Source organism: Cupriavidus sp. JZ107, from assembly GCF_053903255.1.
The window spans coordinates 703,595-728,614 of the sequence record NZ_CP096481.1 but is presented as its reverse complement, the minus strand read 5'-3'; the positions used below and the strand labels follow the sequence as shown (position 1 = coordinate 728,614).

The 25,020-nt window shown below is 68.4% G+C and carries 24 protein-coding genes and 1 tRNA gene; 18 read left to right on the top strand and 7 right to left on the bottom strand.

Annotated features, from left to right (window positions below; all coding sequences use genetic code 11):
- The first annotated feature begins 73 nt into the window (after nt 1-73).
- The 11 genes from M1D55_RS12925 to M1D55_RS12875 all read left to right on the top strand — a co-directional run bounded on the left by M1D55_RS12925 (nt 74) and on the right by M1D55_RS12875 (nt 11,218).
- The gene (locus M1D55_RS12925) at nt 74-1,459 is read left to right on the top strand and encodes an aminopeptidase P N-terminal domain-containing protein (protein WP_456282336.1); all 1,386 of its coding nucleotides are present in this window, start codon (nt 74-76) and stop codon (nt 1,457-1,459) included.
- Complete coding sequence (locus M1D55_RS12920; protein ID WP_456282701.1) at nt 1,459-1,932, top strand: hypothetical protein; 474 nt, start codon at nt 1,459-1,461, stop codon at nt 1,930-1,932. The genes M1D55_RS12925 and M1D55_RS12920 overlap by 1 nt, the downstream gene beginning before the upstream one ends.
- A complete protein-coding gene (locus M1D55_RS12915) occupies nt 1,913-3,232 on the top strand; it encodes a UbiH/UbiF/VisC/COQ6 family ubiquinone biosynthesis hydroxylase (RefSeq protein ID WP_456282335.1) in 1,320 nt (439 codons plus the stop codon). The genes M1D55_RS12920 and M1D55_RS12915 overlap by 20 nt, the downstream gene beginning before the upstream one ends.
- A gap of 275 nt (nt 3,233-3,507) precedes the next feature.
- Complete coding sequence (gene dusB / locus M1D55_RS12910; RefSeq protein ID WP_232206703.1) at nt 3,508-4,566, top strand: tRNA dihydrouridine synthase DusB; 1,059 nt, start codon at nt 3,508-3,510, stop codon at nt 4,564-4,566.
- Complete coding sequence (locus tag M1D55_RS12905) at nt 4,563-4,796, top strand: Fis family transcriptional regulator (RefSeq protein WP_006578759.1); 234 nt, start codon at nt 4,563-4,565, stop codon at nt 4,794-4,796. Before dusB ends, M1D55_RS12905 begins: the two co-directional genes overlap by 4 nt.
- Before the next feature lie 16 nt (nt 4,797-4,812).
- Nucleotides 4,813-6,387, top strand: a complete 1,575-nt coding sequence (purH, locus tag M1D55_RS12900) for a bifunctional phosphoribosylaminoimidazolecarboxamide formyltransferase/IMP cyclohydrolase (protein WP_456282334.1) — start codon at nt 4,813-4,815, stop codon at nt 6,385-6,387.
- Between the two features lie 292 nt (nt 6,388-6,679).
- Nucleotides 6,680-7,225 carry a crossover junction endodeoxyribonuclease RuvC gene (gene ruvC, locus M1D55_RS12895; RefSeq protein ID WP_456282333.1) on the top strand — a complete coding sequence of 182 codons (546 nt, stop codon included), beginning with the start codon at nt 6,680-6,682 and terminating at the stop codon, nt 7,223-7,225.
- Between the two features lie 219 nt (nt 7,226-7,444).
- Nucleotides 7,445-8,590 carry a glycerophosphodiester phosphodiesterase gene (locus M1D55_RS12890; protein WP_456282700.1) on the top strand — a complete coding sequence of 382 codons (1,146 nt, stop codon included), beginning with the start codon at nt 7,445-7,447 and terminating at the stop codon, nt 8,588-8,590.
- Between the two features lie 217 nt (nt 8,591-8,807).
- On the top strand, nt 8,808-9,389 hold the full coding sequence (ruvA, locus tag M1D55_RS12885) for a Holliday junction branch migration protein RuvA (protein ID WP_456282332.1): 582 nt from the start codon (nt 8,808-8,810) through the stop codon (nt 9,387-9,389).
- A 144-nt stretch (nt 9,390-9,533) separates the two neighbouring features.
- A complete protein-coding gene (gene ruvB, locus M1D55_RS12880; protein ID WP_006577233.1) occupies nt 9,534-10,607 on the top strand; it encodes a Holliday junction branch migration DNA helicase RuvB in 1,074 nt (357 codons plus the stop codon).
- Nucleotides 10,608-10,636: 29 nt separating this feature from the next.
- On the top strand, nt 10,637-11,218 hold the full coding sequence (locus tag M1D55_RS12875) for a hypothetical protein (protein WP_456282331.1): 582 nt from the start codon (nt 10,637-10,639) through the stop codon (nt 11,216-11,218).
- Between the two features lie 204 nt (nt 11,219-11,422).
- On the opposite strand, the gene cobA is transcribed toward M1D55_RS12875, so the two are convergent.
- The 7 genes from cobA to M1D55_RS12840 all read right to left on the bottom strand — a co-directional run bounded on the left by cobA (nt 11,423) and on the right by M1D55_RS12840 (nt 18,550).
- Complete coding sequence (gene cobA / locus M1D55_RS12870) at nt 11,423-12,187, bottom strand: uroporphyrinogen-III C-methyltransferase (RefSeq protein ID WP_456282330.1); 765 nt, start codon at nt 12,185-12,187, stop codon at nt 11,423-11,425.
- 48 nt (nt 12,188-12,235) lie between these two features.
- Nucleotides 12,236-13,552, bottom strand: coding sequence for a sulfate adenylyltransferase subunit 1 (locus M1D55_RS12865; RefSeq protein WP_053822394.1), 1,317 nt, complete (start codon nt 13,550-13,552; stop codon nt 12,236-12,238).
- Between the two features lie 48 nt (nt 13,553-13,600).
- Complete coding sequence (gene cysD / locus M1D55_RS12860; protein ID WP_456282329.1) at nt 13,601-14,587, bottom strand: sulfate adenylyltransferase subunit CysD; 987 nt, start codon at nt 14,585-14,587, stop codon at nt 13,601-13,603.
- A gap of 8 nt (nt 14,588-14,595) precedes the next feature.
- A complete protein-coding gene (locus tag M1D55_RS12855; RefSeq protein ID WP_456282328.1) occupies nt 14,596-15,405 on the bottom strand; it encodes a phosphoadenylyl-sulfate reductase in 810 nt (269 codons plus the stop codon).
- On the bottom strand, nt 15,402-15,980 hold the full coding sequence (locus M1D55_RS12850) for a DUF934 domain-containing protein (RefSeq protein ID WP_261667461.1): 579 nt from the start codon (nt 15,978-15,980) through the stop codon (nt 15,402-15,404). The genes M1D55_RS12855 and M1D55_RS12850 overlap by 4 nt, the downstream gene beginning before the upstream one ends.
- Nucleotides 15,981-16,021: 41 nt before the next feature.
- Nucleotides 16,022-17,701 (bottom strand): nitrite/sulfite reductase, encoded by a 1,680-nt coding sequence (locus M1D55_RS12845; protein ID WP_456282327.1) that lies wholly within the window; start codon nt 17,699-17,701, stop codon nt 16,022-16,024.
- A 75-nt stretch (nt 17,702-17,776) separates the two neighbouring features.
- Nucleotides 17,777-18,550: a sulfite exporter TauE/SafE family protein gene (locus M1D55_RS12840; protein ID WP_006577803.1), complete on the bottom strand. Its 774-nt coding sequence runs from the start codon at nt 18,548-18,550 to the stop codon at nt 17,777-17,779.
- A 157-nt stretch (nt 18,551-18,707) separates the two neighbouring features.
- On the opposite strand from M1D55_RS12840, the gene M1D55_RS12835 reads away from it, so the two are divergent.
- The 7 genes from M1D55_RS12835 to M1D55_RS12805 all read left to right on the top strand — a co-directional run bounded on the left by M1D55_RS12835 (nt 18,708) and on the right by M1D55_RS12805 (nt 24,673).
- Nucleotides 18,708-19,649 carry a CysB family HTH-type transcriptional regulator gene (locus M1D55_RS12835; protein WP_456282326.1) on the top strand — a complete coding sequence of 314 codons (942 nt, stop codon included), beginning with the start codon at nt 18,708-18,710 and terminating at the stop codon, nt 19,647-19,649.
- Nucleotides 19,646-20,851: a methyltransferase gene (locus M1D55_RS12830; protein WP_456282325.1), complete on the top strand. Its 1,206-nt coding sequence runs from the start codon at nt 19,646-19,648 to the stop codon at nt 20,849-20,851. The genes M1D55_RS12835 and M1D55_RS12830 overlap by 4 nt, the downstream gene beginning before the upstream one ends.
- 61 nt (nt 20,852-20,912) lie before the next feature.
- The gene (locus M1D55_RS12825) at nt 20,913-22,103 is read left to right on the top strand and encodes an ABC transporter substrate-binding protein (protein WP_064576471.1); all 1,191 of its coding nucleotides are present in this window, start codon (nt 20,913-20,915) and stop codon (nt 22,101-22,103) included.
- Nucleotides 22,104-22,176: 73 nt separating this feature from the next.
- Nucleotides 22,177-23,046, top strand: coding sequence for an NAD(P)-dependent oxidoreductase (locus M1D55_RS12820; protein ID WP_174782096.1), 870 nt, complete (start codon nt 22,177-22,179; stop codon nt 23,044-23,046).
- Between the two features lie 22 nt (nt 23,047-23,068).
- Complete coding sequence (locus M1D55_RS12815; RefSeq protein WP_456282324.1) at nt 23,069-23,443, top strand: HNH endonuclease; 375 nt, start codon at nt 23,069-23,071, stop codon at nt 23,441-23,443.
- 122 nt (nt 23,444-23,565) lie between these two features.
- Nucleotides 23,566-23,650 (top strand) — tRNA-Leu (locus tag M1D55_RS12810).
- Between the two features lie 231 nt (nt 23,651-23,881).
- Nucleotides 23,882-24,673, top strand: a complete 792-nt coding sequence (locus M1D55_RS12805; protein ID WP_456282323.1) for a competence protein CoiA — start codon at nt 23,882-23,884, stop codon at nt 24,671-24,673.
- Nucleotides 24,674-25,020 lie beyond the last annotated feature (347 nt).

Below are 25,020 nucleotides of genomic sequence, written 5' to 3'. Positions count from 1 at the left end.
GGCCAACGCCAGTTACGACGGCGTTAGAATCGGGCCATTGCCCACTGCCTGCCCGATGCGAGTCGGTCCCCTCATGTCCGCACCAGATTCCGCCCTTCTCCAGGCCTGTCGCGCGCGCCGCGCCCGCGTGCTCGATCACCTGCGCGCCGCCGGCGGCGGCGTCGCGATCCTGCCCACGGCACCGGAAGCGATGCGCAACCGCGACAGCGACTTCCCGTACCGGCACGACAGCTACTTCTATTACCTCAGCGGCTTCACCGAGCCCGAGGCGGTGCTGGTGCTGATCGCCGCGCCGGCCGGCGGCAGCGACCGCAGCATCCTGTTCTGCCGCCCCAAGCACGAAGAACGCGAGATCTGGGACGGCTTCCGCTACGGCCCCGAAGCCGCGCGCGAGGTGTTCGGCTTCGACGAGGCGCACTCGATCGAGCAGATCGACGCGCAGCTGCCGCAGCTGCTGGCCAACCAGAATCTGATCGCCTATCCGCTGGCCGCCTCGACCCGCATCGACATGCAGGTGCGCCGCTGGCTCGATGCCGTGCGCACGCAGGGCCGCGCCGGCGTGGTGGCGCCATCCAGCGCGCTCGATATCCGCACGCTGCTCGACGAGATGCGGCTGTTCAAGGACGCCGGCGAACTCGGCATCATGCGCCGCGCCGCACAGATCTCGGCGCAGGCGCATGTGCGTGCGATGCAGGCCAGCCGCGCCGGGCTGCGCGAATACCATCTGGAAGCCGAGCTGCTGTACGAATTCCGCCGCAACGGCGCGCAGAGCGTCGCCTACAACTCGATCGTCGCCGCCGGTCCCAATGCCTGCGTGCTGCACTATCGCGCGGGCCCCGCCGAACTGCGTGACGGCGACCTGTGCCTGATCGACGCCGGCTGCGAACTGGACGGCTACGCGTCCGATATCACGCGCACCTTCCCGGTGTCGGGCCGCTTCTCGCCGGCGCAGCGCGAGCTCTACGATCTGGTGCTGGCCGCGCAGCAGGCCGCCATCGACGAGACGCGCGCCGGCGTGCCGTACAACGTGCCGCATGACGCGGCGGTGCGCGTGCTCGCGCAGGGCATGCTCGACACCGGCCTGCTGGACCGCGGCAAGGAAGGCGGCGTCGACGACGTGATCGCCAGCGGCAGCTATCGCCGTTTCTACATGCATCGCACCGGCCATTGGCTCGGCATGGACGTGCACGACGTCGGCGAGTACCGCGTGCCCGGCCCCGCACCGGCCGAGGGCGAGCGCCCGTGGCGGCCGCTCGAGGCGGGCATGGTGCTGACGATCGAACCCGGCATCTACGTCCGGCCGGCCGAGGACGTGCCGGAGCGCTACTGGCATATCGGCATCCGCATCGAGGACGACGCGGTGGTCACGGCCGGCGGCCCCTGTGAATTGATGACTCGCGGCGTCCCGGTCGACGCCGACGAGATCGAGGCGCTGATGCGCGAACGGAGTGAGAAGTGATGGTCAGCTGGTTGAGAAAACTGTTCGGCGGTGCCGATGACAACGCCACGGCGTCGCGGACGCAGGCGGAGCCGGAACAGCCGTTCATCGTCAATCTGTTCGACGACCGCGTGGTGGTGCATCGTCCCGACGGCCAGCGCGAAGAACTCGAATGGCAGGCGCTGGAGCGCGTGGTCGCGCGCGTATCGCGGCGCGCACCGTGGACCGGCAGGGCCTGGCTGATCCTGGTCGGCGAGGAACGGCCCGACGGCCGCCAGCAAGGCTGCGTGACGCCGCTCGACGCGGTCAACCACGAGGCGCTGCTGTCGCGCCTGCGCGCGTTGCCTGGCTTCGATCAGGCCCTGCTCGACAACGCGCTGCGCGATGCCCGCAACGGCAGGACGCGCGAGGACGTGGTGTGCTGGCAGCGCGGCGACGCCGCAGTGAGCGGTGCCAATGCCGGAGGTGCCAACGATGACCCAGCCCACCCCTGAACCGCACGGCGACGCCTGCGATATCGCCATCGTCGGCGGCGGCCCGGTGGGCCTCGCGCTGGCCTGCCGGCTGCTGCAGACCAGCCCCTGGCGCGTCGCGCTGATCGACGCCGCCACGCCGGCGCGCGCCGCCCGCGATCCGCGCGCGATCGCGCTGTCGCATGGCAGCCGCGATCTGCTGGCCCAGCTCGATGCATGGCCCGCGGCGGCGACGCCGATCGAGCATATCCATGTGTCGCAACGCGGCCGCTTCGGCCACGTCAAGCTGCATCACGACGACTACGGCATCCCGGCGCTCGGCTATGTGGTCCGCTACGGCGATCTGTGCGCGGCGCTCGAACACGCGCTGGGGCGCGCCGGCGGCCAGCAGCGTCTGGTGCGGGCGTTCGACACGCGCATCGATGCGATCGACCAGGTTGACGAGCGCGATGCGCGCGCGGCCCGCGAGTCACGGCACGGTCCCCCCGGCGCCTCGTCCGAGGCCGTGGCCGCCGGCTCGCCCGATACCGCGCCGGTGCAATTGCGCGGCGCAGGACCCGATGGCCAGCCGGTGCGCCTGGGCGCGCGCCTGGCGGTACAGGCCGAGGGCGGGCTGTTCCATCAGCAGGTGGCGCGCACCGCCGCGGCGGGCGCCAGCGGCACGCGCCGCCGCGACTACGGGCAGACCGCGATCGTCTCGCATGTCGCCTGCAGCCATCCGATGCCCGGCTGGGCATGGGAACGTTTCACCGAGCAGGGTCCGCTTGCGTTGCTGCCCCACGACCTGGACGACGATCCGCACGGCGACGGCGGCTCCGGCTATGCGCTGGTCTGGTGCTGCTCTCCCGAAGAGGCGGCGCGGCGCCTCGCGCTGGACGACGCGCGCTTCCTCGCCGAGCTCGGCGAGGTCTTCGGTCCGCGCATGGGACGCTTCACCCGCGTCGGCAAGCGCCACGCCTTCCCGCTGGGCCTCAATGCCGCGCAGCTGACCGTCAAGGGCCGGCTGGTGGCGATCGGCAACGCCGCGCAGACCCTGCATCCGGTCGCCGGCCAGGGTCTGAACCTGGGGCTGCGCGATGCATTCGCGTTGGCGGACGAGCTGCGCACCGCCTGCACGCCGCAGGCGCTGGCCGCCTTCGGCACGCGCCACCGGGTCGACCGCGCGATGACCATCGGCGTCACCGACCTGCTGCCGCGCGTGTTCGGCATCCCCTATCCGCTGGCCGCGCACGCGCGCGGGGCCTCGCTCGCCGCGCTGGCTTGCCTGTCGCCGCTCAAGCACGCGTTGGCCCACCAGATGATCTACGGCATGCGCCGCTGAGCCTGCCGCACAACGCGATGACGAGGATCGGGCCCGGATTGCGGCCATGCGGGCCGCTCGGGGCCGCCCGAGTCGATGTGGCGCCGCAGCACATCGAGCCTGCTTATTTATTGGGCAGCCGGCTGGTTTAGCGGTAAAATCCCGCCCTCGCACATGCCCCCCGCTTCACCGCCGACGCTGCTTCGGCCGGGCATGCCTTTCGCCATTCGATCCGTGACACCGCTGCTGGGCGGCCGGTCACGGCCAGCCTTTCTGGACGTCGCCGGACCCTAGCCGTGCAAATCGGACCTCACCACCTTCGCAACAACCTGTTCGTCGCGCCGATGGCCGGCGTCACGGACCGCCCCTTCCGCCAGCTTTGCAAGAAGCTCGGGGCGGGCTATGCGGTCTCGGAGATGGTCGCCTCCAACGCGCAGCTGTGGAAGAGCGAAAAGACCATGCGCCGCGCCAACCACGACGGCGAGGTCGAGCCGATCGCGGTGCAGATCGCCGGCGCCGAGCCCGGCATGATGGCCGAGGCGGCACGCTACAACGTCGACCGCGGCGCGCAGATCATCGATATCAATATGGGCTGCCCGGCCAAGAAGGTCTGCAATGTCGCGGCCGGTTCGGCGCTGCTGCAGAACGAGCCGCTGGTGGTGCGCATCGTCGAGGCGGTGGTCGGCGCGGTCGGCGACCGCGTGCCGGTCACGCTGAAGATCCGCACCGGCTGGGACCGGCAGAACCGCAACGCGGTGCGCGTCGCCCGCATGGCCGAGGCGGCCGGCATCAGCATGCTGACCGTGCATGGCCGCACGCGCGCCGACCTGTACCACGGCGAGGCCGAATACGAGACCATCGCCGCGGTCAAGGACGCGATCCGCATCCCGGTGGTCGCCAACGGCGACATCACGACGCCGCACAAGGCGCGGCACGTGCTCGCGGCCACCGGCGCCGACGCGATCATGATCGGCCGCGCCGCGCAGGGACGCCCGTGGCTGTTCCGCGAGATCGCGCATTTCCTGGCCACCGGCGAGCAGCTGCCGCCGCCGGAGGTGGCCGAGATCCGCGCGATCATGAACGCGCATCTGCAGGACCACTACGCCTTCTATGGCGAATTCACCGGCGTGCGTACCGCGCGCAAGCATATTGCCTGGTACACGCGCGGGCTCAAGGGTGCCAATCTGTTCCGGCACCGGATGAACACACTGGAAAGCACCGAGGCGCAGCTGGCCGCCGTCAACGCTTTCTTCGACGAGCAGGCCGCGCTGTCCGACCGGCTGGTGTATGTCGACGAAGGCGAAGCACAGACCGGCGCATCGAACAACAACAACAGGGAGTTGCTTGCCGCATGAGCCGCAACGTTATCGACCAATGCATCCGGGACAGCCTGAGCGCCTACTTCCGCGATCTGGACGGCGAGCAGCCGTCGAACATGTACAACATGGTGCTGGAGGCGGTGGAACGGCCGCTGCTGGAAACGGTGATGGCGCGTGCCGACCGCAACCAGTCGCTGGCCGCGGCCTATCTCGGCATCAATCGCAATACGCTGCGCAAGAAGCTGCAGCAGCACGGTTTACTTTGAAGCGTTCTCCATCACCATGATCAAGCAAGCCCTTCTCTCCGTTTCCGACAAGACCGGCATCGTCGACTTCGCGCGCGAACTGCATGCGCTCGGCGTGACGCTGCTGTCCACCGGCGGCACCGCCAAACTGCTCGCCGACGCCGGCCTGCCGGTCACGGAGGTGGCCGACTACACCGGCTTCCCCGAGATGCTGGACGGCCGCGTCAAGACGCTGCACCCGAAGGTACACGGCGGCATCCTGGCACGCCGCGACCTGCCCGAGCACATGGCCGCGCTGGCCAAGCACGGCATTCCGACCATCGACCTGCTGGTGGTGAACCTGTACCCGTTCCAGCAGACCGTCGCCAAGGACGACTGCACGCTGCCCGACGCGATCGAGAACATCGACATCGGCGGCCCGACCATGCTGCGCTCGGCGGCGAAGAACCATCGCGACGTCACGGTGATCGTCGATCCGGCCGACTACGCGCCGGTGCTCGAGGAAATGCGCGCCAACGGCAACCAGGTCGGCTACGACACCAACTTCCGGCTGGCCACCAAGGTGTTCGCCCATACCGCGCAATACGATGGCGCGATCACCAACTACCTGACCAGCCTCGGCGCGGACAAGTCGCACCGGGCGCGCAGCGCCTATCCGCAGACGCTGAACCTGGCGTTCGAGAAGGTGCAGGAAATGCGCTACGGCGAGAACCCGCACCAGTCGGCGGCGTTCTACCGCGACCTGAAGGCGGTCGACGGCGCGCTGGCCAACTACGTGCAGTTGCAGGGCAAGGAGCTGTCGTACAACAACATCGCGGACGCCGACGCGGCATGGGAATGCGTCAAGTCGTTCGAGGCCGCCGACGGCGCCGCCTGCGTCATCATCAAGCACGCCAACCCCTGCGGCGTGGCGATCGGCGCCAATGCGCTGGAGGCCTACGAGAAGGCGTTCAAGACCGATTCGACGTCGGCCTTCGGCGGCATCATCGCCTTCAACGTCGAGCTCGACGGCACGGCCGCGCAGGCGGTCGCCAAACAGTTCGTCGAGGTGCTGATCGCGCCGTCGTTCAGCGCGGCCGCGCGCGAGGTGTTCGCCGCCAAGCAGAACGTGCGCCTGCTGGAGATCCCGCTCGGCAAGGGCGTCAACCAGTATGACCTGAAGCGCGTCGGCGGCGGCCTGCTGCTGCAGAGCCCGGACGCGAAGAACGTGCAGCCGTCGGAGCTGCGCGTCGTCACCAAGCGCCATCCGACGCCGAAGGAAATGAGCGATCTGCTGTTCGCGTGGCGCGTCGCCAAGTTCGTCAAGTCGAACGCCATCGTGTTCTGCGGCGGCGGCATGACCCTCGGCGTCGGCGCCGGCCAGATGAGCCGCGTCGACTCGGCCCGCATCGCCAGCATCAAGGCCCAGAACGCCGGCCTGACGCTGGCCGGCTCGGCGGTTGCCTCCGATGCCTTCTTCCCGTTCCGCGACGGCCTGGACGTGGTGGTCGACGCGGGCGCGACCTGCGTGATCCAGCCGGGCGGCTCGATGCGCGACGACGAAGTCATCGCCGCCGCCGACGAGCGCAATATCGCGATGGTGCTGACCGGTACGCGGCATTTCCGGCATTGACGTGCAACGCTGGCGCTTGGGGTGAACGAGCGCCGGCTGCCCCCTCCCTGCCCCTCTCCCGCCAGCGGGAGAGGGGAACACAGTCACTCGATGAAGGGGCTCTCGGTTTTCTCCCCTCTCCCCTTTGCGGGAGTGGGGAACACCCACGGTCCGCATGCCGCTACCGCCGCCGACCTGAACTCCGCTCCCCTCTCCCGCTTGCGGGAGAGGGGCTGGGGGAGAGGGCTGCCGATCGCACAGCGCCCTGCACCGATTCCACCTACACTACCCCATCGCCACCTCTCCTAGCTCAATGCGCATCCTCGGCATCGACCCCGGCCTTCGTACCACCGGCTTCGGCGTGGTCGAAAAGCACGGCAACAAGCTCGCCTACGTCGCCTCGGGCACCATCAAGAGCGATGGCAACGGCAGCCTGCCCGAGCGTCTGAAGACGCTGTACGACGGCATTGCCGAGGTCACGCGGACCTATGCGCCGGACTGCGCGGCGATCGAGAAGGTATTCGTCAACGTCAATCCGCAATCGACGCTGCTGCTTGGGCAGGCCCGTGGCGCGGCGATCTGCGGGCTGGTGGGCTACGGCCTGCCGGTGTTCGAATACACCGCGCTGCAGTTGAAGGTGGCGGTGGTCGGCTATGGCCGCGCCAACAAGGCGCAGGTGCAGGAGATGGTGGCGCGGCTGCTGGCGCTGCCGGGCCATCCCAGCTCCGATGCGGCCGACGCGCTCGGCGTGGCGATCTGCCATGCGAACGGCGGCGATACGCTGGCGACGCTGAGCGGCCTTGCCCCGGAACTTGCGCGCAGGGGCGTGCGGGTCCGGCGGGGCCGGCTGGTCGGCTAGCACTCCTCGGCTGGCACTGGTCAGTTAGCACTGGCCGACTGGCTTGCTCGGCTGGCACTGGTCGGCTAGCACCCGCTGCCCTCCCATCGCGAACGGTGTCCCGGGCGACGCCCGCCTCACTTACAATCGGCCTGATCTCGCGCTCGAGGAGGCCGCATGTCCCGTCCCAGCCTGTTCCCCCGTCTTGCCTGGCAGCCCGCCGCCCGGCTCCACGCCGCGATGTCGGCGGCGATGCTGGCCACCCTGCTCGCGGGCTGTGCCACCCAACCCGTACCTCCCGCCGCGCCCGCCGCCGAACCGACGCAAGCCGAACCGGCCCCGCCACGACCCAGGCCGCTGGTAATCGGCCATCGCGGCGCCAGCGCGCTGCGGCCCGAACATACGCTGGCGGCGTACACCAAGGCGATCGAGGACGGCGCCGATCTGATCGAACCCGATCTGGTCGTCACGCGCGACGGCGTGCTGGTGGCCCGCCACGAGAACGAGATCGGCGGCACCACCAACGTCGCCACGCTGCCGCAGTTCGCCGAGCGCAAGCGCATCAAGGTGATCGACGGCGAGCGGCTGGAGGGCTGGTTCACCGAGGACTTCACGCTGGCCGAGCTCAAGACGCTGCGGGCGCGCGAGCGCATTCCGAAGCTGCGTCCGGCCAATGCACAGTACGACGACAAGTTCGAGATCCCGACGCTGGACGAGATCATCGCGCTGGCCGCCAATGCCTCGCGCCGCAGCGGCAGGACCATCGGCCTCTATATCGAGACCAAGCATCCGAGCTACTTCCGCGGCATCGGGCTGCCGATGGAAGAAAAGCTGGTCGACGCGCTGCGTGCCAATGCGCATACGCGCCGCGCACCGGTCTATCTGCAATCGTTCGAAACGGCCAATCTGCGCGCGCTGCGCGAGCGGCTCGGCAAGTCGATGCCCAACGTCAAACTGGTGCAGCTGATCGGCAATGCCTCGAAGGCGCCGGCCGACTGGCGGCTGTCCGGCGATACGCGCCGCTATGCGGACATGATCAAGCCGCTCGGACTGCGCGAGGTTGCCACGTACGCCGACGGCATCGGCCCGGAGCGCACGCACGTGGTGCCGCGCGACAGCGCCGGCGCGCTGGGCGCGCCTACCGCGCTGGTGCGCGACGCGCATGCGGCCGGCCTGGTCGTGCACCCCTACACGGTGCGGCCGGAGAACGCCTTCCTGCCCAAGAGCCTGCGCGGCCCGGGCGGCGACGCCGCGCGCCATCCGGCCGGCATGATCCGCGAGGTCCGGGCCCTGGTCGATGCCGGCGTGGACGGCTTCTTCACCGACGATCCCGCGCTCGGGCGCCGCGCGGTGGACAGCGCTCCGGGGCCGGCGCGGCCGGAATGACCGGTGTGCATTCTCCTCGTCGTCCCCGCGAAAGCGGGGACCCAGTGGCTTGCCTTGCCACGAGACGACGCCGCTGGCCCCCCGCTTTCGCGGGGGCGACGAGATCGTTCCTGACGCTCCCTGGAAGCACCGAAGCGCTGCGCTACACTGGCGCCCTTCGTGACTGACCCATGCTCGGGCGCCCCGCTTGCGCCCTCGCCCACTTTCGCAAGCCACCATGATCGGACGCATCGCCGGCACCCTCATCGAGAAGAATCCCCCGCATCTGCTGGTCGACTGCCACGGCGTCGGCTATGAGGTCGACGTGCCGATGAGCACCTTCTACAACCTGCCCGCGGTCGGCCAGCCTGTCACGCTGCTGACGCAGCTGATCGTCCGCGAGGACGCGCATCTGCTGTACGGCTTCGGCAGCGCGGAGGAGCGCAATACCTTCCGCGAGCTGATCAAGATCAGCGGCATCGGCGCGCGCATGGCGCTGGCGGTGCTGTCGGGCATGTCGGTGGCCGAACTGGCGCAGGCCATCACGCTGCAGGAGGCGGGCCGGCTGACGCGCATTCCCGGCATCGGCAAGAAGACCGCCGAACGGCTGCTGCTCGAACTGAAGGGCAAGCTCGGCGCCGAACTGGGCCATGTCGGCGGCGCGGCGGCCTCGCACGACAGCGCCGCCGATATCCTGAACGCGCTGTTGGCGCTGGGCTATTCCGACAAGGAGGCCGCCGCGGCAACCAAACAGGTGCCGGCCGGCACCGGTGTCTCCGAAGGGATCAAGCTCGCGCTGAAGGCGTTGTCGAAGGGCTGAGGCCGCGAGGGGCACGGGCACGTGCGTGCAGGCCGGTGTACGGGCCTGCGTACGAGCCAGTAAGCGGCACGTGCTCGCCGAGACGGCGGACGGCGCCGACGGTGCCGTGGGCTACAATCGAGCCAGTTTTCCCGCCTCCGCGCCATGATCCAGACCGACAAGTTCGCCCCGAGCCGCCCTGCCGACAGCGGCGACCGCCTGATTGCCGCCACGCCCGCGTCCAGCAGCGAGGAGGCCTTCGAGCGCGCGCTGCGGCCCAAGCTGCTCGACGACTATGTCGGCCAGCAGAAGGTGCGCGACCAGCTCGACATCTTCATGCACGCGGCGCGCAATCGCCGCGAAGCGCTCGACCACGTGCTGCTGTTCGGCCCGCCGGGCCTGGGCAAGACCACGCTGGCCCATATCATCGCGCGCGAGATGGGCGTCAATCTGCGCCAGACCTCGGGGCCGGTGCTCGAGCGGCCCGGCGATCTCGCGGCGCTGCTGACCAACCTCGAAGCCAACGACGTGCTGTTCATCGACGAGATCCACCGGCTGTCGCCGGTCGTCGAGGAAATCCTGTATCCGGCGCTCGAGGACTACCAGATCGACATCATGATCGGCGAAGGCCCGGCCGCGCGCTCGGTCAAGCTCGATCTGCAGCCGTTCACGCTGGTCGGCGCCACCACGCGCGCCGGCATGCTGACCAATCCGCTGCGCGACCGCTTCGGCATCGTCGCGCGGCTCGAGTTCTATACCGCCGACGAGCTGGCCCGCATCGTCACGCGCTCGGCCCAGCTGCTGCACGCGCGCATCGATCCGACCGGCGCGCTCGAGATCGCGCGCCGCTCGCGCGGCACGCCGCGTATCGCCAACCGCCTGCTGCGGCGCGTGCGCGACTATGCCGAGGTCAAGGGCGACGGCACCATTACGCGCGAGATGGCCGATGCCGCGCTGGCGATGCTGGACGTCGACCGCGTCGGCTTCGACCTGATGGACCGCAAGCTGCTCGAGGCCATCCTGCACAAGTTCAGCGGCGGGCCGGTCGGCGTCGACAATCTGGCCGCGGCGATCGGCGAGGAGCGCGACACCATCGAGGACGTGCTCGAACCGTTTCTGATCCAGCAGGGCTATCTGCAACGCACGCCGCGCGGACGCGTGGCGACCCCCGCCGCCTACCGGCACTTCGGGCTGGCAGCGCCCGGCGGCGCGCAGGGCAGCATCCTGCCGGACGAGTGATCACGCGATAAACCATTGTGGAGGCGCCGATGCGAAACGATCGAGACAGCACGATACGACGCGGGGCGCGCGCGCTGGCGCTGGCCGGCGCGATGGCCTGGGTGTTGGCGGCCGGCGCCGTCGGCGAGGCGAACGCGCAGACCGCGCCCGCGACCACCGCGGCGGAGGTCGTCCGCATCGATGCCTCGAACGCGGTGCTGGTGCGAGGGCCGCAGGGTCAGTTGACCGAATTGATGACCGGCGACGAGGCCCGCCATTTCGGTACGGTCAATGCGGGCGACCGCCTGACGGTCACGCGCGGCCCCGCGCGCATCACCAAGCTGGAGCCGCTGCCGAGCCGCAATGTCGCGACCGCGGAATCGGTCGACCGGCTGTCGCGCCGTCTGGACGACGGCCGGCCCGGCGTGGTGCGGGAGATCACGACCACGGCCACCGCCGAAATCATCGCGGTCGACCCGATCGGCCGCACGGTGACGTTCCGCGGCCCGCGCAACGCGGAACACGCGGCACGCGCGGACGACATCTCGATCGACGTGGCCGGGCTGCGGCCAGGCCAGATGGCCCGGATCGTTTATCGGGAGACGGTGGAGATTACGAGGGAAGGACGGTAGAACGTCGACCGCCGTCGCGTTGCTCCCCTCTCCCGCCCAGCGGGAGAGGGGTTGGGGGAGAGGGAAAGGGGGGTGGCTATCGCGATGCGCTTTCGCCAGAGCGAAGGCCGTTTGCCCTCTCCCCCGCCCCTCTCCCGCTCGCGGGAGAGGGGAGAAAACCAGCGCGGGGCGCGATACGCTGCGCTGCTAATCGCCGCCGGCGAGTCAAGCCGCCCGAGGGTGGCGCTCCGATTCCTGCAGATCGCCGTCGACCACACCACTCGCCCGCCCACCCAACGCCTCGCCAATCATCAGCAAGCTCGGATGCTGCGGGTCGATCCACGCCGCGGCTTCTCCCGCCGCCATCTGCCGCAGCGTGAACTGGCGGCTGCGCTGGTGCGGGGTCGAGGCGGCCTCGACCACCCAGGCGGGCGTCGAGGCGGGCTTGCCATGCGCGATCAGCTGCGCGGCGATGGCCGCGGCCTGGTCGCGGCCCATGTAGTAGACCAGCGTATCGGCCTTGACGTCGGCCTCCACGTCGATGGTGTCGGGCGCCTTCGCCTGCGTGGCAAACGCGACGCTGCGCGACACGCCGCGCTTGGTCAGCGGACGCGCGATCGCCGAGGCGGCGGCCAGCGCGGCGGTGATGCCCGGCACGATCTCGTAATCGATGCCCGCCTCTTCCAGCGCCTGCAATTCCTCGTCGGCGCGGCCGAACAGCATCGGATCGCCGCCCTTCAGGCGCACCACGCGCTCGTGCTTGCGTGCCAGGTCGACGATCTGCCGGTTGATGAACAGCTGCGCGGTCGAGCGCTTGCCACAGCGTTTGCCCACCTCCACCAGCCTGGCCTGCGGGCACCAGGCCAGCATCTCGGGGGACACCAGCGCATCGTGCAGCACCACGTCGGCTTCGCCCAATAGTCGTGCACCACGCACCGTAATGAGGTCCGCCGCGCCGGGTCCGGCGCCAATCAGGTAGACCTTGCCCATGTTGCTGCTCCTCGTGATTCCTGGATCGAGTGCGATCTCGCTTCGGTCTCAGGAATATGCACGGATCATGCCCGCGGCAACCGTGTGATTGGTCGCCTCGTCGATCAGCACGAACGCGCCGGTGGCGGGGTTGTCGCTGTAGACGTCGCAGACCACCGGCTTCTGCAGCGTGATCTGCACCGAGCCGATGTCGTTCAGGCGGATGTCGTGACGGCCGGTCTCGTGCGACAGCGTATGCACGTCGAGCACGCGGTCCACCGCCGACACGCGCGCGAACACGCTGGCGGTGGTGTGCTTCAGCACGTATTTGCGTGCGGTGTTCAGCGCGGCATCGTCGAACCAGCACAGGTCGGCCTGCAACTTTTTCGCCGGCAGCGCCTGCTGGCTTTCCGCGGCCGCTGCAGCGACGAACATGTCACCGCGCGATACATCGACGTCTTCGGCCAGCCGGATCGTGATGGTCTCGCCGGCGCTCGCCTCTTCGGCGGCACCGTTCGGCGTCAGCACCTCGGCGACCACCGCCTCGCGGTTGGCCGGCAGCACGCGTACGGTCTGGCCCACGCGCACCGTGCCGGCCTCGACGCGGCCGGCATAGCCGCGGAAATCGTCCGACTGCGCACCATCCTGGCGGATCACCAGCTGCACCGGGAAACGCAGCGCGGCCTCGCCCTGCGGCGCGACCTCCTCGACCGGCAGCGCCTCGAGCAGCGGCAGCAGCGGCTCGCCCTGATACCAGGGCATCGCCTCGCTGGCGTGCACGATGTTGTCGCCGCGCAGCGCCGACACCGGCACGTAACGCACGTCCTTCAAGCCCAGCTGGCTGGCCAGCTCGGCGTACGCGGTGCGGATCTCGTTGAAGCGCTGTTCGCTGTAGTCGACCAGGTCCATCTTGTTGACCGCGACGATCACGTGCTGCAGCTCGAGCAGCTTGACGATCGCGGTATGGCGCTTGGTCTGCGCCAGCAGCTGCGCGCGGCCATCGGCCACGGTCACCCGGGTGGCGTCGATCAGCACGATCGCGGCGTGCGCGGTCGACGCGCCGGTGACCATGTTGCGGGTGTACTGCTCATGGCCCGGCGTATCGGCGATGATGAACTTGCGGCGCGCGGTCGAGAAATAGCGGTAGGCCACGTCGATCGTGATGCCCTGTTCGCGCTCGGCCTCGAGGCCGTCGGTCAGCAGCGAGAAGTCGATCTGCTCGCCGGCGGTGCGCTTATTCTTGGCATTGGCCAGCGCGGTCAGCTGGTCCGACAGCACCGCCTTGCTGTCATACAGCAGGCGGCCGATCAGCGTGCTCTTGCCGTCGTCGACCGAACCGGCGGTGATGAATCGCAGAAGGCCCTGATGGGCGGCTTGAGTAGTCATGATGCAAATCCTGTGTCGGTGCGTCGCGCGTTGCGCAGAAATCCAGCCTCAGAAGTAGCCTTCCTTCTTGCGGCGCTCCATCGACGCCTCGCTGGTCTGGTCGTCCATGCGCGTGGCGCCGCGCTCGGTGATCTCGGTGACCGCGGTCTCGGCGATGATCTCGACCGGCGTCGCGGCGGTGCTGGCCACCGGGCAGGTGCAGCTGATGTCGCCGACCGTGCGGAAGCGCACCGACAGCACCTCGCTGATGTCGCCGTCCTGCTTCGGCGTGATCGGCGTCACCGGCACCAGCAGGCCGTTGCGGCGGACCACCTCGCGCTGGTGCGCGTAGTAGATCGGCGGCAGCGCCAGGTTCTCGCGCGCGATGTATTGCCACACGTCCAGTTCGGTCCAGTTCGAGATCGGGAACACGCGCATCTGCTCGCCCGGCGCCATGCGGGCGTTGTACAGGCTCCACAGCTCGGGCCGCTGCGCCTTCGGATCCCATTGGCCGAACTCGTCGCGGAACGAGAAGATGCGTTCCTTGGCGCGCGCCTTTTCCTCGTCGCGGCGGGCGCCGCCCATCAGCGCGTCGAACTGGTGCTGCTCGATCGTTTCCAGCAGCGTGACCGCCTGGGCCGCGTTGCGCGAATCGGTTTCCTTGCGCAGCCGCACGGTGCCGCGCTTGATCGAATCCTCGACGTGGCCGACCACCAGCCGCGCGCCGATCTCGGCGACGCGCTGGTCGCGGAAGGCGATCACCTCGGGATAGTTGTGGCCCGTGTCGATATGCACCAGCGGGAACGGCAGCTCGATCTTGCGATTGCCGAGCCGGAACGCCTTCAGCGCCAGATGCAGCATCACGATCGAGTCCTTGCCGCCCGAGAACAGCAGCGCCGGGTTGCGGCACTCGGCGGCCACCTCGCGGATGATGTAGATCGACTCGGCCTCGAGCCGGTCCAGGTGGTCGTTCTGCACCTCGATCAGGTGCGCGATGTCGGGGTTGCCGTCGCGCGTGGCCGCGGCGCCGGCCTGGAGTTCGTTCATGATGCCCATCTGTGGCCTCAATGCTTGATGTTCTGTTCGTGCAGACCGCACTCTTTCGAGTCGCGGCTTTCCCACCACCAGCGGCCGGCGCGCACGTCCTCGCCGGCGCGCACGGCACGCGTACACGGTTCGCAGCCGATGCTCGGATATCCCTTGGCATGCAGCGCGTTGACCGGAACCGCATGCCGCTTCAGATAGGCCCACACCTCGGCCTCGGTCCAGTCCGCCAGCGGATTGAACTTCGGAATGCCGCGCGCCTCGTCGATTTCCTCGAACGGCAGGTCGGCACGCGTGACGGCCTGCTCGCGGCGCTGGCCCGTCAGCCACGCGTCCGCATGCGACAGCGCGCGGTTCAGCGGCTCGACCTTGCGGATGCCGCAGCATTCCTTGCGCAGCTCGACGCTGTCGTAGAAGGCGTTCAGGCCGTGCTTGCGCACATAGTTCTCGACCGCCTCGGCGTCCGGCGTGAAGCGCTCGATCTCGTAGCCGTAGTGCGCCTTGACCTCGTCGAGCATCGCGAGCGTCTCGGCGTGCAGGCGGCCGGTCGCCAGCGTGAACACGCGGATGCCGGCGCGCAGCGCGGCCGAGCCGCGCAGGATCGCGTCGGTGATCACCATGTCCTCGGCGGCCAGGCTCGAGGCAAAGCGCGCGCGGTAGAAGCGGCTCGCGATCGCTTCGAGCCGTTCGGCCAGCGCGGCCTCCTTGGCCTCGAGCGCCGCGGCGGTGCCGCTGTATTCCGGCGCCGTCCACAGCGACGGGCGCAGCGGCGACGCGGCCGGGATTTCCGCGGCTGTCGCCGGCAGTTCGACGATCGGGATCACGCTCATGCCGATTCCCGTTGTTCGGCGCGCGCGCGGCGGAACAGCGGCAGCGGCTCGTCCACCGAGGCCTGGTAGGTCACGGTGAATTCGCTGAAGCCCTTGAGCGCGTCTTCGATGTTCTTGTCGGCACGCACGGCGAAGGCGTCGAAGCCGCAGCGCTTCATGAAGTTCAGCTGGTCGCGCAGCACGTCGCCGATCGCGCGCAGCTGGCCCTTCCAGCCATAACGGGTGCGCAGCAGATACGCGGTGGAAAAACCGCGGCCGTCGCGGAACACCGGGAAGTCGACCGCCAGCAGCGACACGCGCGCCAGTTCGCCGGCGACATCGCCCGGCTCGTCGTCCGGCGCCAGCCAGATGCCGGTGTTGGCCGCGGCGCGGCCGGCCAGCAGGCCGTCCTTGTGCGCCAGCCAGACCGGCAGCGGGAACAGCACCGCGTCCTGGCTCGATGCCGCCGCGGCGATCTGCTCGTCGGTCGGAGCCTGGCCCTCGTCGCCGCGCAGCACGGTCCACGCGTCGTCGACGATCGCCGGCACGGCGGCCTGGCCGCCGTCGGCGCGTTGCAGTTGGATGATCTTTGCCATATTCGTTCTCGATGCGTTTGCGTTCGTCGTTGCCGTGGGGCTCAAGCTTCGGCCCGTTCGCGCTGCTTGTTCGCGTAGACGCGTTCCTTGAACGGCGCGACGCCGATGCGGGCGAAGGTGTCGATGAAGCGTTCGTCCTCGATGCGGTGCTCGACGAAGGTCTCGATGATGCGGCTGACCACGTCCGGCATTTCCTCGGCCTTGAACGAGGGGCCGATCACCTTGCCCAGCGCGGTCTCGTTGCCCTGCGCGCCGCCGAGCGTGACCTGGTACCACTCCTCGCCGTCCTTGTCGACGCCGAGCACGCCGATGTTGCCGACGTGGTGGTGGCCGCAGGCGTTGATGCAGCCCGAGATGTTCAGCGAGACCTCGCCGAGGTCGTGCACGAAGTCCAGGTCGTCGAAGCGCTGCTGGATCGCCTGCGCGATCGGAATCGACTTGGCATTGGCCAGCGAGCAGAAATCCCCGCCGGGGCACGCGATGATGTCGGTCAGCAAGCCGATGTTCGGCGTGGCCAGCCCATTGGCCTTGGCCAGCTGCCACAGTTCGTACAGGTCGCGCTTGCGCACGTCCGGCAGCACCAGGTTCTGCTCGTGCGCGACGCGCAGCTCGCCATAGCCGTAGCGGTCGGCCCAGTCGGCGACCAGCTCCATCTGCTCGGCGGTCACGTCGCCCGGGGGCGCGGCCACGCCGGGCTTGGTCGACAGCGTCACCGCGGCATAGCCGGGTACCTTGTGGCCGTGCACGCTGCGGCGGACCCAGCGGGCGAAGGCCTTGTCCTCGAGCAGATGCTTCTCGAAGCTGGTATCGGTGTCGGGCAGCTTGTCATAGGCCGGCGGCGCGAAATACTGCGCGACGCGGTCGAACTCGGCCTGCGTCAGCGTGCCGGGGCCGTCCTTGCTGTGCTGCCATTCGGCCTCGACTTCCTCGGCGAACTTCTCGGCGCCGAGCGACTTGACCAGGATCTTGATGCGGGCCTTGTACTTGTTGTCGCGGCGGCCATAGCGGTTGTAGACGCGGATGGCCGACTCGATATAGGTCAGCATGTGCTGCCACGGCAGATCGTGCTTGATGATCGTGCCGAGGATCGGGGTACGCCCCAGGCCGCCGCCGGCCAGGATGTTCAGGCGCAGTTCGCCGTCCGCGTTGCGGTACGCGTAGACGCCGATGTCATGCATCTGCACCACGGCGCGGTCGTCCTTCGAGGCCGAGATCGCGATCTTGAACTTGCGCGGCAGGAAGGCGAATTCCGGCTGGAACGTGCTCCACTGGCGCAGCAGCTCGGCCAGCGGACGCGGGTCCACCGCCTCGTCCGGCGCGACGCCGGCGAAGTGGTCGGTGGTGATGTTGCGCACGCAGTTTCCCGAGGTCTGGATCGCATGCATCTGGACCGAGGCCAGGTCGGCCAGCGCATCGGGCACGCGCTCGAGCTCCATCCAGTTGTACTGGATGTTCTGGCGCGTCGAGAAGTGGCCGTAGCCGCGGTCGTAGTGGCGCGCCAGATGCGCCAGCATGCGCAGCTGCTTCGACGCCAGCAGGCCATAGGGAATCGCCACGCGCAGCATGTAGGCGTGGCGCTGCATGTAGAGGCCGTTCTGCAGGCGCAGCGGCAGGAATTCTTCCTCGGTCAGCTCGCCCGACAGGCGGCGACGCACCTGGTCACGGAACTGGGCGACGCGCTCGGCAACGATGCGCTGGTCGTATTCATCGTACTGATACATGGTGTGGGTCCGTTCAGTATGCGTTCGTGTTCGTTGGTGTTTCGTTCGTACGGGCGCCGGGCAAGGACACCGGCGCTAGGAAACCAGCTTGATCGCCACCAGCGTCAGCGTGGTGGCCAGCGCGCCGCGCACCAGCCGCTCCGGCAGCGCGCGCGACAGCTGCGCGCCCAGCCAGATGCCGGGGATCGAGCCCACCAGCAGCGCCATCAGCAGGTTCCAGTCGACGGTGCCGAGCCACACGTGGCCCAGCCCGGCCAGCGCGGTCAACGGCACCGCGTAGGCGATATCGGTGCCGGCCACCTCGGCCGGCTTCATGCGCGGATACAGCAGCAGGATCAGCGTCGCGCCGACCGCGCCGGCGCCGATCGACGACACCGTGACCAGCACGCCGATCACGACGCCGACGATCACGGTGGCCACCGCCTGGGCGCGGCCTTCCAGTTGAAAACGGGGATTGCGGGCCAGCCATTCCAGCAGCTGGCGGCGGAACAGCAGCGACAGCACGGTCAGGATCACCGAGATGCCGATCGACAGACGGATCGCGTGCAGCCAGCCGGCGTCGAGTTCGCCGGCGCTCTTGAGCACGAGGATGGCCGCCAGCGCCGCCGGCAGGCTGCCGAGGCACAGGCGCTTGACCACCTGCCATTGGATATGGCCGTGGGCGCGGTGTGCCAGCGTGCCGAAGCCCTTGGTGATCGCCGCGAAGGCCAGATCGGTACCGACCGCGGTGGCCGGCGAGAAGCCGAACAGCAGGGTCAGCAGCGGCGTCATCAGCGAGCCCCCGCCCACGCCGGTCAGACCGACGAGGACGCCTACCAACAGACCGGAAACGGTAAAGGCCAGGGACATGGGGGCGCACCGAAGTGGGTCCCCGCCGGGCCGCACCGGCCGTGTAACGCCGGGCGCACGGGGACTAGCCGTTCATTAACAAAGTTCGCAAATCGTAATAAACTCGCCTCATATCTCAAACTAATAAGAAGTTGTTTGTTTATACGGACGACGATATATGAACCTGCACCAATTCCGCTTCGTGCGCGAGGCCGTCCGTCAGAACTTCAACCTGACTGAAGCCGCTAAAGCGCTCTATACGTCACAACCAGGGGTCTCCAAGGCGATCATCGAGCTCGAAGAAGAGCTGGGTGTCGATATCTTCACCCGTCACGGCAAGCGAATCCGCAGCCTGACCGAACCGGGCCGCCGCATCCTGACCTCGGTCGAGAAGATCCTGCAGGAGGTGGAGAGCCTGAAGCGGGTCGGCAAGGACTACGCCGCCCAGGACCAGGGCAACTTCACGATCGCCACCACGCACACGCAGGCCCGCTACGCGCTGCCGCGGGTCATCGGCGAGTTCACCAAGCGCTACCCGAAGGTGCGGCTGTCGATCCAGCAGGGCAACCCGGCTCAGATCGCCGACATGGTGCTGCACGACCAGGCCGACCTGGGCATCGCCACGGAAGGCATTTCGGGCGACAAGAACCTGGTGTCGCTGCCCGGTTACCAATGGCAGCACACGATCGTGACGCCGCCGGACCACCCGCTGCTGGACAAGCCGCATCTGTCGCTGGCGGACCTGATCGGCTATCCGATCGTCACCTACGACCCGAACTTCGCCGGCCGCCCCAAGATCGACAAGGCGTTCGAGCTGCGCCACCTGCAGCCGGACATCGTGCTGGAGGCGATCGACGCCGACGTGATCAAGACCTATGTCGAGATCGGGCTCGGCATCGGCATCGTCGCCGGCGTGGCCTTCGATCCCGAGCGGGACCGCAATCTGCGCGGCATTCCGGCCGGCCACCTGTTCGGCACCAATGTGACGCACCTGGCCGTCAAGCAGGGCGCCTACCTGCGCAGCTTCGTCTATACCTTCATCGAACTGTTTTCGCCGACGCTGAACCGCAAGCTGGTCGAGCAGGCGATGTCGGGCGACCACGAGGCCTACGAACTGTGAGCGCACACCAACCCGAGCAACGGCCGGAGGCCGAGCCCACCATCGAGTGGACCGAGGAAGGCGTGCCGCATCGCGCGCGCTGGCGCTCCGAGGCCGGCATGCCGCCGCCGCGGCGCGTGGTGATCGCCGACGACCGCACCGACGCCGATACCGCCTACCGGCTCGCCTGCGAGGGCACCGCCCTGCTGTGGCGCGGCGACTTCCAGAATGCGCGCCAGCTGCTGCAGGCGATGGCGCGCCGGGTCGAGCGCAAGCCGCGCCGGGCGCAGCGCCAGGCCAAGGCCAAACCCGCGCCGGCCACCCCGGCCGAAGCCTTCCATCTGCATCGCCAGGCCCAGGCGCAGCGCGCCCGCACGCTCGGCATGCTGCTGCTGCCGTTCGAGGCCGATCACACCGTGCCGCTGCGCCGCGCGCCGGACGTGCGCGAGGCCTGCAGCGAGGCCTATGGCCCGGCCGACCAGCCTTATATCGCCTCGATGCGTGAACTGCTCGGCCTGATCGGCGCGCACGAGTGGCGCAAGAAGGGCGTGCCGGTGCCGGCGCTGGGCCACCGCATCCATCCCTGGTATGGCGTGTTCTCGCCGGTGCGCGGCGAGTATGTCGACCTGGTCGGCCAGGCGCCCTTGCCCAAGGCGCTGGCGCGCGAATCGCTGGCCTTCGATATCGGCACCGGTACCGGCGTGCTGGCCGCGATGCTGGCCCGGCGCGGCATCGCCCGCGTCGTCGCCACCGACCAGGACCCGCGCGCGCTGGGCTGCGCCGCCGACAATATCGGCCGGCTTGGGCTGACCAGACAGGTCGAGATCGTGCAGGCGGACCTGTTTCCGTCCGGCCGCGCGCCGCTGGTGGTCTGCAATCCGCCGTGGGTGCCGGCACGCGCCAATGCGCCGATCGAGCACGCGATCTACGATCCCGACAGCCGCATGCTGCGCGGCTTTCTGGCCGGCCTGGCCGCGCATCTGACCGACGACGGCGAAGGCTGGCTGATCCTGTCGGACCTGGCCGAACATCTGGGCCTGCGCACGCGCGAGGCGCTGCTCGGCATGATCGACGCCGCGGGCCTGCAGGTGCTGGGCCGCATCGACATCAAGCCGCGCCATCCCCGTGCCGCCGATGCCGACGATCCGCTGCACGCGGCCCGCGCGGCGGAGACGACCTCGCTGTGGCGGCTCGCGCCGAAGGCCGCCGCCCGGCCAGGTTGACTCCGTACTCAATAGAAGCAGACGCGAGAGAGAAGCCAACAAGCCGAAGGAGGAGACCCCAATGCCAAGATCCACCCTGCCCCGCCTGCGACGTTCGCTGCGCGTTGCCGCGCTGGCGCTTGCCGCCGCCGGCGCGCTGTGCTCCGGTGCCGCCCACGCCGACATCCGCGTCGGCATCGACGTGTCGACCACCGGGCCCGCCGCGTCGATCGGCATTCCGTCGAAGAACACGATCCTGATGTGGCCGGCGACGCTCGGCGGCCAGAAGGCCGAGTACATCCTGCTCGACGATGGCTCGGATCCGTCCGCAGCAGTGCGCAACGTCCGCAAGCTGATCTCCGAGGAAAAGGTCGACGTGATCGTCGGCCCGAACATCACGCCCACCGCGCTGGCCGCGCTCGACGCGGTATCGGAAGGCGAGACCCCGATGGTTGCGCTGGCCGCCTCGGCCGCGATCGTCGAGCCGCAGAGCGACCCCAAGCGCCGCTGGGCCTTCAAGATGCCGCAGAACGACTCGCAGATGGCGACCGTGCTGACCGAGCACATGAGCAACCACGGCGTGCGGTCGGTCGGCTTCATCGGCTTCAACGACGCCTACGGCGAGAGCTGGTGGCGAGAGTTCTCCAAGCTGGCCGAAGTCCGCAAGATCCGCGTGGTCGCCAGCGAGCGCTTCTCGCGCAACGACACCTCGGTCACCGGCCAGGTCCTGAAGCTGATGGCGGCCAACCCCGATGCGATCCTGATCGCAGGCGCCGGCACGCCGTCGGTGCTGCCGCAGAAGACACTGGGCGAGCGCGGCTACAAGGGCAAGGTCTATCAGACGCACGGCATCGCCACCGGCGAATTCCTGCGCATGGGCGGCAAGGACGTCGAAGGGACGCTGTTTCCGACCGGCCCGGTGGTGGTCGCTCGCCAGTTGCCCGACACCCATCCGGTCAAGAAGGTCGCGCTCGACTTCGTGACCCGCTACGAGGCCAAGTACGGCGCGGATTCGATCACGCAATTTGCCGGCGATGCCTGGGGCGCGTGGCAACTGCTGGATGACGCCGCACGGCGCGCGCTGAAGACCGGCGCGCAACCGGGCACCAAAGAGTTTCGCGCGGCGATGCGCAACGCGCTGGAAACCACCGCCAATCTGACCGTGCCGAACGGCGTGCTGAACCTGAGCCCGCGCGACCATCAGGGCTTCGATCAGCGCTCGCGCGTGATGGGCGTGATCCGCAACGGCAAGTTCAGTTACGCGGGACAATAAGGCCGGCATTGCCGGGCGCGGCACGGGCGAACGCACTGCCGCGCAACAACAAGATCAGGAAGGAGCTGTCGACATGACTACCATTGCCTTTATCGGCCTGGGCGCGATGGGCTCGCAGATGGTGCGCCATCTGCTCGCAGCCGGCCATACGGTACGCGCCTCGGTGCGCCGGCCCGAAGCCGCCGACGCGGCGCGCGAACTGGGCGCCGAGCCGTTCTTCAGCCCGGCCGAGGCGGCGCGCGGCGCCGAGGTCGTGTTCACCAACGTGACCTCGTCCGAGGATGTCCGCATGGTTCTGCTCGGCGAAGGCGGCGTGATCGAAGGCGCCGCGCCGGGCACGATCTGCATCGACCACAGCACGATCTCGCCGGTGGTCACGCGCGAGATCGCCCAGGCGCTGGCCGAACGCGGCATCGAGGCGCTCGACTGCCCGGTGTCGGGCGGCACCGTCGCCGCCGAAGCCGGCACGCTGACCATCATGGTCGGCGGCAAGGCGCAAATGCTCGAGCGCGTGCAACCGCTGCTCGCCTGCTACGGCAAGACCATCACCCATATCGGCGACAACGGCGCGGGCCAGGTCGCCAAGCTGTGCAACCAGATCGCGCAGGTCGTCAATATCGAAGGGATCGCCGAGGCGATGCGCTTCGCGCAGTCGCAGCAGGTCGACATGCAGCGCGTGCTGCAGGCGATGTCGACCGGCATGGCCGGCAGCCGCATGCTGGACATGATGGGACCGAAGATGGTCGCCCGCGATTTCGCCGCCGGCATCCAGGCGCGCCTGCACGACAAGGACTTTGGCCTGGCCGCCGACGTCGCCCGCGAAGCGGGTCTCGCCCTGCCCGCGATGCAGGCCACCGCCGCGCAGCTGCAGACGCTGATGCGCAACGGCTGGGGCAAGGACGACACCTCGTCGCTGCTGCGGGTGCTGGAGGATCAGCGCTGATCTGGCATGAAGGTGGCCGGGCATGGTCGTCAAACGCCATCTTCGCGTAGGCAAGGCCGGCCGCGGCGATCAGCACGGACCACCGGCCCCCGCCGACACGCCAGCCCTGCTCGAGACCTGCCCGCTATGCGGGCGGCCACTGAGCGCGGGCCCCAGCACCGACCTGCACCACCCGGTGCCCCGCTCCCGCGGCGGAACCGAGGTGGTGCCGATGCACCGGGTCTGCCACCAGAAGATCCACTCGGTCTTCACCGAAGCCGAACTCGCCGCCGAATTCCACGACTGGGACAAGCTGCGCCGCCACCCCGCCATGGCCGACTTCATCCGCTGGATCGCGCGCAAGCCGCCGGAGTATTACGACCGCAACCGCTGGACCAACGACAAGCGCCGGCGCTAGACCGCGCCGCCCCGCGGCAGGCCCCCCTCGGTTGTCCCGTCAGGCGATTTGCGGCATAATCCGCTGCTCAGCGCAGTGCCCCCGCCGCTTCTCCGGCAACCCTCCGGCACGATCGCGCACCCGCCCGGGTGGTGAAACAGGTAGACGCAGGGGACTCAAAATCCCCCGCCGCAAGGCGTGTCGGTTCGAGTCCGACCCCGGGCACCAATATCCGCCGAAGTAGTCCAAGGAATTCCACAAAACCCCGTAGAATAAAGGTCTGCGGGGTTTTAATTTCCCACGCCCAAGACTTCAGTGGCGGCGTCGCATCGATGATTTCCACCGCGCGCTCGCCGTGCTCGTCTGGATCATCATGACCAGATAAATTGCGCCGGCTCGCGCCGGCCCACACATCGGAGCTGCCTGCCATAATGATCCATCGGTAATTATAGGGTCGCTATGCTGGTCGCATTGCTTAACGGCGCTCGCACGTTTGCGTCGATTGCACCGAAAGGTCCAACGTACCACTGCCCCGGCTGCAGCCAGGAAGTCATCCTTAAGAAGGGTCTGAAGAAGATCCACCACTTCGCGCACAAGCCTCCCGTCACCTGTTCATGGGCCAAGGGCGAGACGGCCGCACACATGGCCGCGAAGCAGCTATTCCTGGACCACTTCCTCTCGATCCCGCGTCTTGCGGATGTGGAGTTCCCCGTCGGCACCCAGCGCGCGGACGTGTACGCGCTCTCCAAGACCAACGTTCCGTTCGTCCTTGAGATGCAGCATCAGCCCATCACGGAGCAGGAAATCGCGCGGCGGACGGCCGAATACTTCAAGCACGGTGCGGCGGTGAACTGGCTGCCATTGATCGACCTAAGCAAGCTCGATGGCAAAAAGAAGACGGCCACGGGCTACGAAATCGCGCGCTACAGCCCCAAGCCCTTCGAGAAGTGGCTGCACGGCTTCAACTTCAAGGAGCTGTGGTTTGTGGAACCTGCCACAGGGCATTTGTGGCAGGGTACGTTCAGCGCAGTCATGCTGGAGAAGCACTCGGCGGAATGGTATGAGCCTGGCGGCTATCATCAGTCGGTGAGCGGCTACACCTACCACTCCAAGCGCTACCGCAAGCTCACGCTGACCGGGCCATTCACGCTGTCACAGCTCGGCATCGCCAAGCAGGCTCGCAAGGCGGGCGGCATTGGCACGCACGTCTATCCTGGCGGACATCGGATAGTTTTTACCCCCACGGTCTAGCCCCCACCGGCTTTCCCGCCTGGAGCCCACAAGAGTGCGGCAAACTAATTTTTGTGGCTCTTTTAGGGCCTTCCCCACCAAGAACCCTACACCTAAGACTGCCAAGGGATAGCGGCTAACGTTCGAGTCCGACCCCGGTACCATCAGAAATATCTCCCCGTACTCAGACCTGGGAGATGCAGCAGCGCCAGCGCAGCAAATGACCCGGCGACGTAACCTGCAGCCCGGCACTGATGGCCACGACCACTCTCGGCAGTCACATGGTTGCTACTGGCGGCACGTCTTTTCAAAACATGGGCGAGCAGTGGGAAGCAGCTACCGGCCGCACTATCAACGTAAGGTGACTT

Bases quoted from the DNA above. Each gene is read 5' to 3' on its own strand.
- M1D55_RS12925 (WP_456282336.1), top strand. From the start codon at position 74: ATGTCCGCACCAGATTCCGCCCTTCTCCAGGCCTGTCGCGCGCGCCGC.
- M1D55_RS12920 (WP_456282701.1), top strand. From the start codon at position 1,459: ATGGTCAGCTGGTTGAGAAAACTGTTCGGCGGTGCCGATGACAACGCC.
- M1D55_RS12915 (WP_456282335.1), top strand. From the start codon at position 1,913: ATGACCCAGCCCACCCCTGAACCGCACGGCGACGCCTGCGATATCGCC.
- M1D55_RS12905 (WP_006578759.1), top strand. From the start codon at position 4,563: ATGAGCCGCAACGTTATCGACCAATGCATCCGGGACAGCCTGAGCGCC.
- purH (WP_456282334.1), top strand. From the start codon at position 4,813: ATGATCAAGCAAGCCCTTCTCTCCGTTTCCGACAAGACCGGCATCGTC.
- ruvC (WP_456282333.1), top strand. From the start codon at position 6,680: ATGCGCATCCTCGGCATCGACCCCGGCCTTCGTACCACCGGCTTCGGC.
- M1D55_RS12890 (WP_456282700.1), top strand. From the start codon at position 7,445: ATGTCGGCGGCGATGCTGGCCACCCTGCTCGCGGGCTGTGCCACCCAA.
- ruvA (WP_456282332.1), top strand. From the start codon at position 8,808: ATGATCGGACGCATCGCCGGCACCCTCATCGAGAAGAATCCCCCGCAT.
- ruvB (WP_006577233.1), top strand. From the start codon at position 9,534: ATGATCCAGACCGACAAGTTCGCCCCGAGCCGCCCTGCCGACAGCGGC.
- M1D55_RS12875 (WP_456282331.1), top strand. From the start codon at position 10,637: ATGCGAAACGATCGAGACAGCACGATACGACGCGGGGCGCGCGCGCTG.
- cobA (WP_456282330.1), bottom strand. From the start codon at position 12,187: ATGGGCAAGGTCTACCTGATTGGCGCCGGACCCGGCGCGGCGGACCTC.
- M1D55_RS12865 (WP_053822394.1), bottom strand. From the start codon at position 13,552: ATGACTACTCAAGCCGCCCATCAGGGCCTTCTGCGATTCATCACCGCC.
- cysD (WP_456282329.1), bottom strand. From the start codon at position 14,587: ATGGGCATCATGAACGAACTCCAGGCCGGCGCCGCGGCCACGCGCGAC.
- M1D55_RS12855 (WP_456282328.1), bottom strand. From the start codon at position 15,405: ATGAGCGTGATCCCGATCGTCGAACTGCCGGCGACAGCCGCGGAAATC.
- M1D55_RS12850 (WP_261667461.1), bottom strand. From the start codon at position 15,980: ATGGCAAAGATCATCCAACTGCAACGCGCCGACGGCGGCCAGGCCGCC.
- M1D55_RS12845 (WP_456282327.1), bottom strand. From the start codon at position 17,701: ATGTATCAGTACGATGAATACGACCAGCGCATCGTTGCCGAGCGCGTC.
- M1D55_RS12840 (WP_006577803.1), bottom strand. From the start codon at position 18,550: ATGTCCCTGGCCTTTACCGTTTCCGGTCTGTTGGTAGGCGTCCTCGTC.
- M1D55_RS12835 (WP_456282326.1), top strand. From the start codon at position 18,708: ATGAACCTGCACCAATTCCGCTTCGTGCGCGAGGCCGTCCGTCAGAAC.
- M1D55_RS12825 (WP_064576471.1), top strand. From the start codon at position 20,913: ATGCCAAGATCCACCCTGCCCCGCCTGCGACGTTCGCTGCGCGTTGCC.
- M1D55_RS12820 (WP_174782096.1), top strand. From the start codon at position 22,177: ATGACTACCATTGCCTTTATCGGCCTGGGCGCGATGGGCTCGCAGATG.
- M1D55_RS12815 (WP_456282324.1), top strand. From the start codon at position 23,069: ATGGTCGTCAAACGCCATCTTCGCGTAGGCAAGGCCGGCCGCGGCGAT.
- M1D55_RS12805 (WP_456282323.1), top strand. From the start codon at position 23,882: ATGCTGGTCGCATTGCTTAACGGCGCTCGCACGTTTGCGTCGATTGCA.